This window comes from Aquimarina sp. (assembly GCF_977115655.1).
Window position 1 is genome coordinate 25812 of the sequence record NZ_CDSBKO010000026.1, and the last position, 13127, is coordinate 38938.

The window sequence follows — 13127 nt, forward strand, 5'->3', positions numbered from 1 at the left end:
AAAATGTTAAGAAAATATACACAAGTCGATTGGTCTAGGATGCTGTTAATGATATTACCTCCTATACTTAGAAAGTCAAAACAGGTAGTTTGGTTAAATGTATTGTTAACTCCTCTTAAAAATTTGTACGACGATACGTTATATAAAATGCAACACAATGGGCAGGTAGTATATTTGGAGAAAGTGTTAAATGAACTATTCAACCCAGGTAGAAAATACAGACCTAATAGATATACACAAAATAAAGCAGATCAAGGGCTAATTTTTATAGAAGATGCGCATCGACCTGAAGTCCAGTATTTATATACGCACCAGGAAATTGTAATAGAAAAACAAGAAGCAATCGATGTATATACAAATAGCGGAGAAGTAGATAAAGATTTTAATTATTTTTTATACTTATCTGGGGATTTGGATTTCCAAAGCACTCAGTATTTTAATTTCAGGATTAATATACCAAGTGATTTATTATTGCCTAAAGAAAAATACGATAGTGTGCTATCCTGTATTAGAAATGAATTTGAAAATGGTAACATCACAGAACAAGAACAACTAGAGCAAATAGAAGAACTAAGCAATATGTTAGTAGCTGCAGGCAAACATCCTTACAGCGATCATCCTGATGCTGTAAAAATACAGACACCAAAATTCCATAAAGTGGTAAAGTATTATAAGCTAGCAGCAAAAAGTTATGAAACCAGAAAATATGATTTTGCAAATCCAGCACCTTTGCAAAAACAACGAAAAGAAAAACAAGGACGAAAATTGTTGAGCATACAAAAACCACTCTAGTAGAGATGGATATAAATGATAAAGCTATTAAATAATTTAACCTGACTACTTATATATGTGGGTCGTATGGTATATAATAAAATGAACACATGAAATGAGCCATAATAACTAGGTTGTACCTACCGAAATGATTATTGGCGAATTCCATCTGACAATTAAAAAAATAATAAAATAAACAGATGAAAAGAGTTTTATTTGGATATAAAGGAGGTTTTCCTCTGGAGCAAGAAACACTAATACAAATTCAGAAAGCATACTCTGTAGATATGTTAGAGGCTCTTTTTGCTTTATGGGGAGTAAGTCCTACAGGAAAATACTTAATCAAAACGGCTACTAATGATACAGACGATGGATGGATAATAGCTCCTTTTGATATCACGGTTATCAATCCTTTAGATGGATCAGAAATGCAAATTTCTAAACCACAATTATTGCGGTTAAAGCATAATGGTGGTGGTTCCAGAATACGAATTAGAGATCTTAGAGCTGGAGATGATGGGGATTTAGAATACGCAGATGGACAACCCAAAAAAGTATATGAAGAGCTCATAGGAGAACTTGTTACAACAGGTGGGGAGTTTTTGGTATCAGATTTTATACCTCTTGATTCTATTTTAGAATTGACAGCAGGTATTTCTAATAATTCATCAGAAATTAATACCGTCAAAGAAAACTATTTGCCAAGAGATGGCTCTAAACCGATGACAGGAGATTTGGATTTAGGTTCCAACCAGATTAGTAAATTGGATACTAATGAATCGTTTAGTGCTATAGTAAGGTCGGCAGATTTTAATTTAGGTTATTCAGGACGTAGAGGACAAATATACCCAGATAGACCTATAGGAAGAGCTCTGGTAGATGGCGGGGATACTTTAAACCTAAACTATTCAAACGACTGGGATAAAACCACAATTTTTGGGAATCTAAATTTCCCAAGTGTTCAACAGATTCAAAATAGAGAAAATGTCCCTCTTTTTATAGATAGAAATGGAAATGTGAGTAAGGGGGTTATAGGAGAAAGTGTTATTACACCTGATGCTACAGAGAGCGTAAAGGGTAAGGCAGAGATTGCGACACAAAATGAAGTGAATACTACTTTTGATAGAACAAGAATTGTAACCCCAGGTACTTTAAGAGGGTACATATCTTCTAATTTACGATATACTTATGGTAGTGTAAGAACAACAAGTAGAAGTCAACAAGGCTTTAATGACTTTAATAGAAATTATGCTCATATATTTCCTCCTTTTGGGTATAGAATGAGCAATCTTATGGCATTTATACCTAGTATTATGTGGATTCAGTATAGTGGGGATGTTGATGGAAATGATTTGTTATACTGTAGGTATACCCGTAGGAGTGATAGAATTGTAGTAATAGCGCAGAATTCAGAAAACGGAGGTGACTCTTGGATAAATTATTTAGCAATATGGAGAAAATAGAATCATATTTTCAAATAGAAAATGGAATTGTTATTGGGTATCATAGCGATGAAATTGATAATACGCTTTTGCCCGAAGGAACCAAGATGGTAAAAGCGAATGTAGAGAATCCGGATTTATTACTTGGTTTAGACGAAAAATTTATAAAAGAAAATGATAGAGAGAAAATACAAGAGGTGTCAAATAATTTTTTTATTGAAACCCAGAAAATCCCAATAAAAGATTCTATAAAAAAAAGGCTGAAATCTTTACTGATTGATATCAAACTAGCAGAAGAGTTAGATGAAGATGTGACAGAATTAAGGAAGCAGTTTAATACTCTTAAAAAAGAATATAAATCTGTACATAAAGAGGATTCTGAGACAAAAAAAGAATCTATATTAAAAGTAAATGCAGGTAGAACCCGTACAATCACATTACCTAATAATGAGAGTAACCTTAATGGTACTATAGAACCAGAGAATGAAAATATACAATCTGTACAGTGGACCAAAACAAAAGGAGGATCAGCACAAATAGCAAATCCCAATAACTTATCTACAACAGTTACAGGTTTAAAAAAAGGAGTTTATGAGTTTACATTATCAGTTACTAATGATCTGGGTGCAGAAGCAACAGATACAGTAAAAATAACAGTAAAAAATGAAGATCCAAAAGAACAGTAAGTAGCAAATGAAGTTTTCTTTATAAAAGAATAGTCATACACATGTAATAAAAATTTTTTAATCTAAAAACAGATGAAAAAATCAAAACCCATATTAAAATCTTATTTCGAGACAGGAGATAAGCCTACAGAATCCCAATTTTCAGATCTTATTGATAGTTTAGTACATCTGGATGAAGGGGTTTTTATCACCAATGTAGAAAAAGATGATAAAGGAAATCAAATAATTACCTTATCTGATGGTACATCCATAAAGATTGAAAAACCAGTAAATAATACGGTACAGGATAATAAAATAAGAGTTGTGAATCTGGGAGAAATAAGTGGTTTTGTACAAGGAGATGAAGCTCCTTTTGATTTGGTGCAAAGGATAAATAGTATGGACCCTCCTATCATTATTGCAGAAGACGAAATAGTAGTTTTTGAATACGATTATAAAGAATTTCTAGAAAGTTAATTATGGCAAAAAGACGATTTTTGATTAAAGGAGGAAAAGGTATTATTGGTATAGGAGGAAGACAAATAGAGCAAAATGATATCCTTCCTATTTACGAAGATAGTTCTGAAAAGTTTTTAAAACTTCAGAGCAGTTACTATAATCTGGAAGGAAAAACAAATGCAATTCGCCAATTTGTAACATATAGCACATTTATATATACCGATCAATTAAAAGATGATTTTTCTGGAGCTAATCTTTATTTTAACCCTAATGCTTATTTGGTTTCAAAAAATACAAAAGGAGAGTATTTTTTTGGAATAGATAGGAGTAAAAGAAATTCTAGACTAGATCCTAAAGGAATTTTTGGTCAGATTATGAATAATGATGAGTTTCAGAATTCAAGAGGAAGCTTTTACTGTGACAAAAATGAAAACCCAACTTTTGAACAAGGCTCTATAATTTTTTATAAAATCACGACTAATCTTTCTCTATTTAATTTTAAAAGCTATTTTTTTTCTGTGACAAGAGAAAGTGTTAAAGATGTTTCAGGCAATTTTGTAACATCTGTTAATGGAAATACTCCGGATCAAAATGGCAATGTAGAAATTCTATCATCAGCTACTTTGCAAATAGATGATTTGAGTGATGCACAATCTGATAATTCTAATGTTTTGTTAGGAACTAAAGAAGTCCCGGATTCAACAGGAGAAACCAGAGGGGCTAGAAATGTTGTAGTGGGCAAAGAAACTATACTGGATGGTGTAGGTAATGATAATGTCATTGTAGGTCAGGCTGCATTCTCAGGATTAGGAACAAATGGAAATAATAACTCAAATAATAATGTTATAATTGGCTCTAAAGCAGCTACAAATAGGGTTCTTGGAGATAATAATGTTTATGTAGGAGGAAATACAGTTTCTGGTGATGGAAGTGGAAGCAACAATATTGTTATAGGAGCTAATATAAATATTGGGGGTCATGGTATAAATAATGTATTAAATATTGGGAATACGATAATAGGGGATCTGGTTTCAAAACTAGTAACCTTCGTAAAAATAAAGTTAACAGGTCTTACTAATGGAAGTTTTAATGATCATGTATTGATGATTAATTCAAATAATGAAGTAGAAAAGCTAGCTTTACAAAATTTTGTAAATATTAAAGTGTACAGCTACAATATTAATCCGCAATTAAATTTGTCAGCTTTAATAACACAAGAAATATCGTATGATGGTGGAAACGGGATAATTGGTGCGTTTAATAATGCTGGAGCAAATAGATTAACTGTAGCAGGAAAGTATAGTACTTTTTTTAATGCAACAACAGGAACACAAAACCCAACATCTGTACGGTATGAATATAGAATGAAAATCAATAATGGTGTTTTTACTACTGCTGCTACCGGGGAGAATCCTGTAGATTCTGTTTTAATAATTGCTTATGAAGATTTAACTATTAACGGTATAATTGACGAATCTACATTTATAGAAACACAATTGTTTCCATCGGGACAAGTGTTTAGTTTTATGAAAATTGAAAATCTTTTTGGGGTAGAAACAAAAATTACTACTGAATTTTTTTTAAGGGATACAACTAATACCAAAATACTTAATGCTGCAGATGCAAATATTTTTGTAATGGTCAAGATTATAAAAACGTATGCAGATACAACAAATACAAATGGAGACAATAATAATGTTTCTTTTCGTAGAGATAATGTTACTACATTTATTGAAAGAATAAGGTAGGTAACATTTTTTTAAATTAAGGGCACTAAGTAAGGAAGTGTGTAATTTAAAAAAACCATCTCGATGATTCGAGATGGTTTTAGATTTTTAACAAATTTATATTCATAAACTTGCTAAATAATTTCACTGTCGCTAGGCGGCTACATCATTCCTGGCATACCTCCGCCCATTGGTGGCATTCCACCTCCGGCAGATTCTTCTTTTATGTCTATTAAAGCGCACTCGGTAGTAAGGATCATTCCTGCTACAGAAGCAGCATTTTCTAAAGCAATACGAGTTACTTTTTTAGGATCGATGATACCTGCTTTAAGCATGTCTACATAAGTTTCAGATTTTGCATCATAACCAAAGTTGTCTTTTCCTTCTAATACTTTAGCAATTACTACAGATCCTTCTCCTCCTGCATTTTCAACAATAGTTCTAAGAGGGGATTCGATTGCACGATTAACGATTTGTACCCCTGTAGCCTCATCTGCGTTTTCGGTTTTTACATTGTCTAATACAGATTTAGCTCTAACCAGAGCTACACCACCACCAGCAACAATACCTTCTTCAACAGCAGCACGAGTTGCATGAAGTGCATCATCTACACGATCCTTTTTCTCTTTCATTTCTACTTCAGAAGCAGCACCTACATATAATACAGCAACCCCACCAGCTAGTTTAGCTAAACGCTCCTGTAGTTTTTCTTTATCATAATCAGAAGTAGTAGTTTCAATCTGAGCTTTAATTTGATTTACTCTATTTTTGATTAAATCTTCTCCACCAGCACCATTTACTACGGTAGTATTATCTTTGTCAATTGCTACTTTTTCTGCAGTACCCAAATGTTCTATAGTCGCATTTTCTAAGGTAAAACCACGTTCTTCAGAGATTACAGTACCACCTGTTAAGATAGCTATATCTTCTAGCATAGCTTTACGTCGGTCTCCAAAACCAGGAGCTTTTACAGCTGCAATTTTTAATGCACCACGTAGTTTGTTTACTACCAATGTAGCTAATGCTTCACCATCTACATCCTCAGCAATGATTAAAAGAGGTTTTCCGGTTTGGGCAACAGGCTCTAAAACAGGAAGTAAATCTTTCATAGCAGAAATCTTTTTATCATATAATAAGATATATGGATTTTCAAGATCTGCTGTCATTTTTTCACTATTGGTCACAAAATACGGAGAAAGATATCCTCTGTCAAATTGCATCCCTTCTACAATATCTACAGTAGTATCTGTACCTTTAGCTTCCTCTACTGTGATAACCCCTTCTTTACCAACTTTTCCGAAAGCCTGAGCAATAAGATCTCCAATAGTTTCATCATTATTGGCAGAAATAGCAGCAACTTGTTTGATTTTATCAGAAGAGTCTCCTACCTCTTGAGCTTGTTTTTCAAGATCTGCAGTAATGGCTTCAACAGCCTTATCGATACCACGTTTCAGATCCATAGGATTAGCTCCTGCAGCTACATTTTTAAGTCCTTCTTTTACTATCGCTTGTGCCAATACAGTTGCTGTGGTAGTACCATCACCAGCCAAATCATTGGTTTTAGAGGCTACTTCTTTTACCATTTGAGCCCCCATATTTTCTAAAGGATCTTCTAGCTCTATTTCTTTAGCTACAGAAACCCCGTCTTTGGTCACAGTAGGAGCACCAAAAGATTTACTAATAATTACGTTACGACCTTTGGGCCCTAAAGTTACTTTTACTGCGTTAGCTAATGCATCAACACCGCGTTTGATACCATCTCTTGCCTCTATGTCAAATTTTATGTCTTTTGCCATAATTGATTTGTTTTTAATTTTTTTAAAAATTAAATCTCTAATTTTATTACCTCAGATTCCAAAAATATTTATTGGAGTTTGTAGGGTAATATAATACTAGATTTGTTTTTTTGATTTTTAATTGATAGGTTTCCTTATACGATAGCTAGGATATCATCCTCACGCATGATTAGATAATCTTTCCCATCTAATTTTAACTCCGTACCGGCATATTTACCATAAAGTACAGTGTCTCCAACTTTAACAGTCATGTCATGATCTTTTTTGCCGCTACCTACAGCAGCTACTTTGCCTTTTTGCTGTTTTTCCTGAGCTGAATCAGGAATGAACAATCCTGATGCTGTTTGTGTCTCTGCCGGTAATGGCTCTACGACTACACGATCTGAAAGAGGTTTAATGTTTACTCCCATTATGATTAGTTTTTATTATAAAATTAAAATGAAATCTTCAAAGCATATTATTTCAGAAATTATGCCAGTAAATGGATACTGACAAATTGAAATAAAAAATGCCGGCTTTATGACAAGTCGGCATTTGAATTATTTTAATTTTTTATAAGAAGTTATTCTTTGTCATCTTCTTTTGTCGCAGGAGGAGTTACAGGAGCTTCTACCTGAATATCTTCAGTATTTACTTTTGATTCTGGAATAGAATTTCCTCCCATTAAATCAACATTCGATAATAGAATCAAAACTAATAACAGGGTAGCTAGAGTCCATGTGCTTTTGTCTAAAAAATCGGTAGTTTTTTTAACACCACCTAATTGTTGTGTCCCACCGCCGCCAAAAGAAGAGGATAATCCACCTCCCTTAGGATTTTGTACCATAATTACTACTACCAGTAAGAAAGATACAATAACGATAAGTATCAGGAAAATTGAGAAAGTTGTCATTGGTTATATTATTATTTATTTTCTTGTATTTTTTTTATTGCTCGAATTTGGTCTGCAAAGAAACCACTTTTTTCGGGATTTTTCAAAATTAATATATTGTATGCTTGAATTGCCTTTTTATAATTTTTTTGAGTTAGATAAACCCGAGCCAGAGTTTCTGTCATTAATTCGTCTGTTGGCACCATGTTTTCTTTTGTCAGATCGCGGGTAGGGGCATTTTTGGCAACAGGTTTTATTTTAGGATTACTTGCGATAAACTCATCAATTAAATCAAATTTATCTTTTTGTTCTAAAAATTTTTGAGACGTATTTTTTTCATTTTTAGAATCAGATGACGTTGTTTTTTGATCAGGTTCTCTTTTTATAGGATCTAAAGAGGTAAGTTTTAGCCATTCTGCAAAAGAGTGTGTTTCTTTTTTATTAAAATCCAGAGGCTTGTCTATCTGTAGTATATCTTCAGGAGTTTGGGATTGCTCTTCAATAGCTTCAAAATTGCTTTCTGTTTTTAAAATTCCGGGTTCTTTTTCAGGATCTATGGAAATTTCATTTTCTTTTCGTGCAAAAAATAGTGCGGGGTCAAGAACATCCTCAGCTTCTTTTATTTTCATTCGTATAGCTTCATCCATGGTCATTCTGGGTGATGCTTTTATTTCTTGAGGATCAATAACTTCTATTTCAAAACTAGGTTTCTTTTTTGCACTTTGATTTTGTGTGTTTTCTTTAAAAAGATCCGAGGTAATAAAGTCAAATAACACACTTCGGTCAGTGGTATATGCCGCAGTAATTTTTAATTCTTGATTGTATCTGAAACTTTCTTGAGATTTTAAGAATTTTAGAAATAAAGATCTTGCAGATTGAAAATAAGGAAATGTTCTGATGATTTTTTCCAGAGCATGTCCTTTTTCTTTATCTAATTGTTCGGGGTTCTGTAATATGTATGTAAGCTCTTTGGTATTCAAGTATTTGTAATTATATATTTTTGCTATAAGAATTTAAACTAAAACAGTCAAAATAATTTACCACTTTGCCAAAGTAGCATTAAATATGTCTTGTGTAATTCTTTCAAAAATCACCTGCATAGCCTCATCTCTTATCGTATTTTCTGATGAAGAAGCCGGGTAGTCAAAGAAAAATGAAAAACGTTGTTCCATATCTTGTTTAGAATCTTTTGCGTCATAAAACCTCATGTTTACTGCGATGGTCAAACGGTTTTGGGCTGCTGTATTGTCTGATGTAGCAGTATTGGGGGATACATAATCCTGTACAATTTCTCCTTCATAAACAATATCTCCTCCAGAATTTGTTAGGCTAAGGTTAGTTTGGTTTAAGATAAGATCCTGTAATTGGTTTGTAAAAGTTTGATCTGCTCCGGGAAAAATTCTTGGAGATTGGTTTTGAAAAAAGTTTACCTGAAATGTTTTTGTTTCTGGCGAAATAGATATTCCGCTAAAAGAGTATGCACCACATCCTTGAAGCAAAGGAATGCTTAAAATCAATACAATAATACATTTTAGTTTGGTCATTTGTATTTTATAATTTCTTTGTTATTAGCTGTTTTTTTTAAAAAGTGCCCAATGGTTTTTGGGTAAAATAACACCCTGAAAACCTTATTAAAGGTCATAATTAAAGGTCATATTGTTTTATTTTTCTGTACAAGGTGCGCTCACTGATTCCCAATTCTTCTGCAGCAGCTTTTCGTTTACCTCTGTGACGTTCCAAAGATTTTTTGATTAACTCTAGTTCCTTGTCATGAAGGGATAGTGTTTCTTCTTCCTCGATTTCTTCAGCAAAGTGATATTTATCGTCTTCAGCTCTTTGTATAGTGGTTTGCGGTTGGATTTCAAACACCTCAGAGGTAGGTTTTCTTACCGGTTTTTCAAAATGCAATTCTTCTTTTTCTTGGTAAATTTTTTGAATTAACCCTTCGTTATCTTTTTGTACTTGTTGGTTGTTTCCATTTTGCATCAACTCCATAGTAAGCTTTTTTAGATCATTAAGATCACTTTTCATATCAAATAACACTTTGTATAAAATTTCTCTTTCATTACTAAAATTACTTTCTTTTTTATCCGAAGAAATTACTGCGGGTAAATTATTGCCCATATTTGGCAGATACCCATGAAGAGAAGCTGCTGTTATGATTCTATTTTGTTCAAGGACTGAAATTTGCTCAGCAATGTTGCGTAATTGCCTGATATTACCGCTCCAATGATATTTTTCCAAGAGTATAACTGCTTCATCACTTAATCGTATGGTTGGCATTTTGTATTTGGTTGCAAAATCAGAAGCAAACTTTCTGAACAGCAAATGAATATCTTCTTTACGATTTCTAAGAGGTGGCAAAAGAATTTCTACGGTGCTAAGACGATAATACAGATCTTCTCTGAATTTTTCTTTTTTGATTGCTTCAAACATATTTACATTGGTTGCAGCAACAATTCGAACATCTGTTTTTTGTACTTTTGAAGACCCTACTTTTATGAACTCTCCATTTTCTAAAACCCTTAAAAGACGAACTTGGGTAGTAAGAGGGAGCTCTCCTACCTCATCCAAAAATATAGTTCCTTTGTCGGCAACTTCAAAATAACCACTTCTGGTTTGTGTAGCCCCTGTAAATGCTCCTTTTTCGTGACCAAAAAGTTCACTGTCTATTGTTCCTTCGGGGATAGCCCCACAGTTTACAGCAATATACTTACCATGTTTACGATGCGATAAAGAGTGTATTATTTTAGGAATACTTTCTTTACCTACACCACTTTCTCCAGTAACTAAAACAGAAATATCAGTAGGTGCCACCTGAATGGCCTTTTCTACTGCACGATTTAGTTTAGGATCATTGCCTATGATTCCGAATCTTTGTTTTGTAGCTTGAACTGATTCCATGTTATAATAAACTAGTATTAGTTTTTTTTATTTTTAAATCTTTATGTTTGACTAATTATTGTCAGAATACCCAATAGCCTTCCCAAGTAAAGTAGCGCTAGTGCATTGATCTATACGAACCATTACAAAATCTCCTATTTTATAATTTTCTTTCGGAAATATTGCTACAATATTTTTTGTGGTCCTGCCACTCCAGTGTTGGTCTGATTTTTTAGACTCTTTTTCGATTAGTACTTCAAACGTTTGTCCTGTATAGCTTTGGTGCCTGTATGCACTATGGCTACGCTGTAGTTGTATGACTTCGTCAAGCCTTCTTTTTTTGGTTTCCTCTGGTACATCGTCTTCTAGTTTGCGTTCAGCAAGTGTCCCCGGTCTTTCCGAATAAGCATACATATAACCATGTTCGTATTTTATATGTTCCAACAAGGACAATGTGTCCTTATGATCCTCTTCGGTTTCTGTAGGAAAGCCAATAATCATATCCTGAGTTATAGCGCAGTCGGGAATTATTTTTTTTATGTTGTTTACTAGTTCGATATATTCCTGTCTGGTGTGTAAGCGATTCATTTCTTTTAAAATGCGGTCACTTCCACTTTGAATAGGGAGGTGTATGTGTTTGCAGATGTTTTTATGTTTAGCCATAACCTCTATAACGTCCAAAGTCATATCTTGTGGATTAGATGTAGAAAAACGGATGCGTAACTTAGGATGTTTTTTTGCGGTCATATCCAAAAGTTTTGCAAAATTTATAGCTGTAGCTTTTTGAAAATCGCTGGCTTTTTCAAAATCTTTTTTCAGACCACCACCATACCATAAATAGCTATCCACATTTTGCCCCAGTAAAGTGATTTCTTTAAAGTTTTGATTGACCAAATCATCAATTTCTTCAAGGATGCTTTGCGGGTCCCTGCTTCGCTCTCTTCCTCTGGTAAAAGGAACCACACAAAATGTACACATGTTATCGCATCCTCTGGTTATAGATACAAAAGCAGACACCCCATTGCTTTGCAGACGTATAGGGGAGATATCACCATAAGTTTCTTCTTTAGAAAGAACTACATTTACAGCATTGCGCCCGGCATCTACTTCTTCAATTAAATTTGGTAAATCTTTATAAGCATCGGGACCAACAACAAGATCTACGATTTTTTCTTCTTCCAAAAATTTACTTTTTAATCTTTCTGCCATACAGCCCAGAACCCCAACCTTCATTCCTGGGTTAATCTTTTTTACAGCATTATATTTTTCTAATCGTTTTCGAACTGTTTGTTCTGCTTTTTCGCGAATAGAACAAGTGTTTACCAATACCAAATCGGCATCTTCCAGATGTTGGGTGGTATTAAACCCTTCTTTAGCCAAAATTGAGGCAACAATTTCACTGTCACTAAAATTCATTTGACAACCATAACTTTCAATAAAAAGTTTACGTTGGTTGTTTTTGTTTTGATCCAAAACCAAGGGTTGCCCTTGCTTATCTTCGTCAATAATCTTCTCCATAAAAAAATAATTCCTTATCAATCGGTGTCAAATAATGTGCAAAGATACTTTTTAATACGATTTATGACAAAGTGGCAGAGGTTTATTTTTGCAAAAAATCTATATTTGATCTCTTTTCCAATTAAATAAAAATATAGATACTAAGATATATGACATCAGATAAACTCTTTGCGAAGATAGGGAATTGTAAACCTTTAGATTTTGGAGATATTTTTAGCAAAAGTATCGAACTTTTTAAAAAAGTATGGCTTCAGGGATTTTTGCACCTGCTTATTTCTTTTTTAGTTATGATTCCGTTGATTTTTATAATGTATATACCTGTTATTACTTTAACAGCAGTATCTTCAGGATATGAGGATGGTTATTTGAATGAATATCTGGGCGAAGGATTATCTATAGGTCTTTTAATTTTGTTTATACTATTGGTTTTTGGGGTGTCTATTCTGATGTCAGCAGTGCAATTTGGGATTACAGCACATTTTTATGTGGTATGCAGACAGGTAGATCTGGGTCTTCCAGAGACATCCTCGTATTTTGTTTTTCTCAAAGGGAAATACTTAAAAAAAGTGCTCCTTCTTTCTATAGCAACTTTTGGAATAGTACTATTAGCTATAGGGCTATGTTATTTTCCTGTTTTTTATGTAATTGTGCCATTACAATTGTTAGGGGTTTTGTTTGCTTTTAATCCAGAAATGAATGTTTCAGATTTAATAAAAGCAAGTTTTAAATTAGGAAATAAAAAATGGCTGCTCGTTTTTGGTTTAGTCTGGGTTTCCTCTATATTAGCGATGATGACGGGTTTTATTATGTGTTTTATTGGAGTGTTTTTTACCTCCTCTTTTACATTGCTGCCAGTATATTTTGTGTATAAGAACTCATTAGGTTTTGAAGAAGAAGGATTTGAAAATGAAAATACATTATTAATAAAATAAAAAGTAAAAATCCTGCTGATCGACAGGTTTTTTTTTAACTAATTTTTTGATAAAGAATCTTGA

13 protein-coding genes are annotated in these 13127 nt (G+C 33.3%); 6 read left to right on the forward strand and 7 right to left on the reverse strand.

Translation table 11 applies throughout. From position 1 onward, the window contains the following. Window positions 1-3 precede the first annotated feature (3 nt). From ACZIYX_RS12380 to ACZIYX_RS12400, 5 genes are all read left to right on the forward strand, one after another. On the forward strand, window positions 4-792 hold the full coding sequence (locus tag ACZIYX_RS12380) for a hypothetical protein (RefSeq protein WP_462682560.1): 789 nt from the start codon (window positions 4-6) through the stop codon (window positions 790-792). Between the two features lie 179 nt (window positions 793-971). Next, window positions 972-2234, forward strand: a complete 1263-nt coding sequence (locus ACZIYX_RS12385) for a hypothetical protein (RefSeq protein ID WP_462682561.1) — start codon at window positions 972-974, stop codon at window positions 2232-2234. Beyond that, window positions 2222-2899, forward strand: a complete 678-nt coding sequence (locus ACZIYX_RS12390; RefSeq protein WP_462682562.1) for a PKD domain-containing protein — start codon at window positions 2222-2224, stop codon at window positions 2897-2899. The genes ACZIYX_RS12385 and ACZIYX_RS12390 overlap by 13 nt, the downstream gene beginning before the upstream one ends. A 72-nt stretch (window positions 2900-2971) precedes the next feature. Next, window positions 2972-3355 (forward strand): hypothetical protein, encoded by a 384-nt coding sequence (locus tag ACZIYX_RS12395; RefSeq protein ID WP_462682563.1) that lies wholly within the window; start codon window positions 2972-2974, stop codon window positions 3353-3355. Window positions 3356-3357: 2 nt separating this feature from the next. Next, window positions 3358-5085 (forward strand): hypothetical protein, encoded by a 1728-nt coding sequence (locus tag ACZIYX_RS12400; RefSeq protein WP_462682564.1) that lies wholly within the window; start codon window positions 3358-3360, stop codon window positions 5083-5085. Window positions 5086-5225: 140 nt separating this feature from the next. On the opposite strand, the gene groL is transcribed toward ACZIYX_RS12400, so the two are convergent. The 7 genes from groL to miaB all read right to left on the reverse strand — a co-directional run bounded on the left by groL (window position 5226) and on the right by miaB (window position 12132). After that, on the reverse strand, window positions 5226-6860 hold the full coding sequence (gene groL, locus ACZIYX_RS12405; protein ID WP_462682565.1) for a chaperonin GroEL: 1635 nt from the start codon (window positions 6858-6860) through the stop codon (window positions 5226-5228). Window positions 6861-6994: 134 nt separating this feature from the next. Further along, window positions 6995-7270: a co-chaperone GroES gene (locus tag ACZIYX_RS12410; protein ID WP_034246939.1), complete on the reverse strand. Its 276-nt coding sequence runs from the start codon at window positions 7268-7270 to the stop codon at window positions 6995-6997. 152 nt (window positions 7271-7422) lie between these two features. Then, on the reverse strand, window positions 7423-7752 hold the full coding sequence (gene secG / locus ACZIYX_RS12415) for a preprotein translocase subunit SecG (RefSeq protein WP_462682566.1): 330 nt from the start codon (window positions 7750-7752) through the stop codon (window positions 7423-7425). An 11-nt stretch (window positions 7753-7763) separates the two neighbouring features. Continuing rightward, complete coding sequence (locus tag ACZIYX_RS12420; protein ID WP_462682567.1) at window positions 7764-8711, reverse strand: hypothetical protein; 948 nt, start codon at window positions 8709-8711, stop codon at window positions 7764-7766. A gap of 57 nt (window positions 8712-8768) precedes the next feature. Then, window positions 8769-9275, reverse strand: a complete 507-nt coding sequence (locus tag ACZIYX_RS12425; protein WP_462682568.1) for an LptE family protein — start codon at window positions 9273-9275, stop codon at window positions 8769-8771. Window positions 9276-9375: 100 nt separating this feature from the next. After that, window positions 9376-10635: a sigma-54 interaction domain-containing protein gene (locus tag ACZIYX_RS12430; protein ID WP_462682569.1), complete on the reverse strand. Its 1260-nt coding sequence runs from the start codon at window positions 10633-10635 to the stop codon at window positions 9376-9378. Between the two features lie 51 nt (window positions 10636-10686). Then, window positions 10687-12132, reverse strand: a complete 1446-nt coding sequence (miaB, locus tag ACZIYX_RS12435) for a tRNA (N6-isopentenyl adenosine(37)-C2)-methylthiotransferase MiaB (protein WP_462682570.1) — start codon at window positions 12130-12132, stop codon at window positions 10687-10689. A 149-nt stretch (window positions 12133-12281) separates the two neighbouring features. On the opposite strand from miaB, the gene ACZIYX_RS12440 reads away from it, so the two are divergent. Next, entirely contained in the window at window positions 12282-13064 is a 783-nt protein-coding gene (locus ACZIYX_RS12440) for a hypothetical protein (protein WP_462682571.1), read from the forward strand. The last annotated feature ends 63 nt before the right edge of the window (window positions 13065-13127 follow it).

Excerpts from the sequence above, each read along its gene's own strand:
- ACZIYX_RS12425 (WP_462682568.1), bottom strand. The coding sequence starts at position 9,275 with ATGACCAAACTAAAATGTATTATTGTATTGATTTTAAGCATTCCTTTG.
- ACZIYX_RS12440 (WP_462682571.1), top strand. The coding sequence starts at position 12,282 with ATGACATCAGATAAACTCTTTGCGAAGATAGGGAATTGTAAACCTTTA.
- ACZIYX_RS12430 (WP_462682569.1), bottom strand. The coding sequence starts at position 10,635 with ATGGAATCAGTTCAAGCTACAAAACAAAGATTCGGAATCATAGGCAAT.
- ACZIYX_RS12395 (WP_462682563.1), top strand. The coding sequence starts at position 2,972 with ATGAAAAAATCAAAACCCATATTAAAATCTTATTTCGAGACAGGAGAT.
- ACZIYX_RS12385 (WP_462682561.1), top strand. The coding sequence starts at position 972 with ATGAAAAGAGTTTTATTTGGATATAAAGGAGGTTTTCCTCTGGAGCAA.
- ACZIYX_RS12380 (WP_462682560.1), top strand. The coding sequence starts at position 4 with ATGTTAAGAAAATATACACAAGTCGATTGGTCTAGGATGCTGTTAATG.
- ACZIYX_RS12400 (WP_462682564.1), top strand. The coding sequence starts at position 3,358 with ATGGCAAAAAGACGATTTTTGATTAAAGGAGGAAAAGGTATTATTGGT.
- miaB (WP_462682570.1), bottom strand. The coding sequence starts at position 12,132 with ATGGAGAAGATTATTGACGAAGATAAGCAAGGGCAACCCTTGGTTTTG.
- secG (WP_462682566.1), bottom strand. The coding sequence starts at position 7,752 with ATGACAACTTTCTCAATTTTCCTGATACTTATCGTTATTGTATCTTTC.
- ACZIYX_RS12390 (WP_462682562.1), top strand. The coding sequence starts at position 2,222 with ATGGAGAAAATAGAATCATATTTTCAAATAGAAAATGGAATTGTTATT.
- ACZIYX_RS12410 (WP_034246939.1), bottom strand. The coding sequence starts at position 7,270 with ATGGGAGTAAACATTAAACCTCTTTCAGATCGTGTAGTCGTAGAGCCA.
- groL (WP_462682565.1), bottom strand. The coding sequence starts at position 6,860 with ATGGCAAAAGACATAAAATTTGACATAGAGGCAAGAGATGGTATCAAA.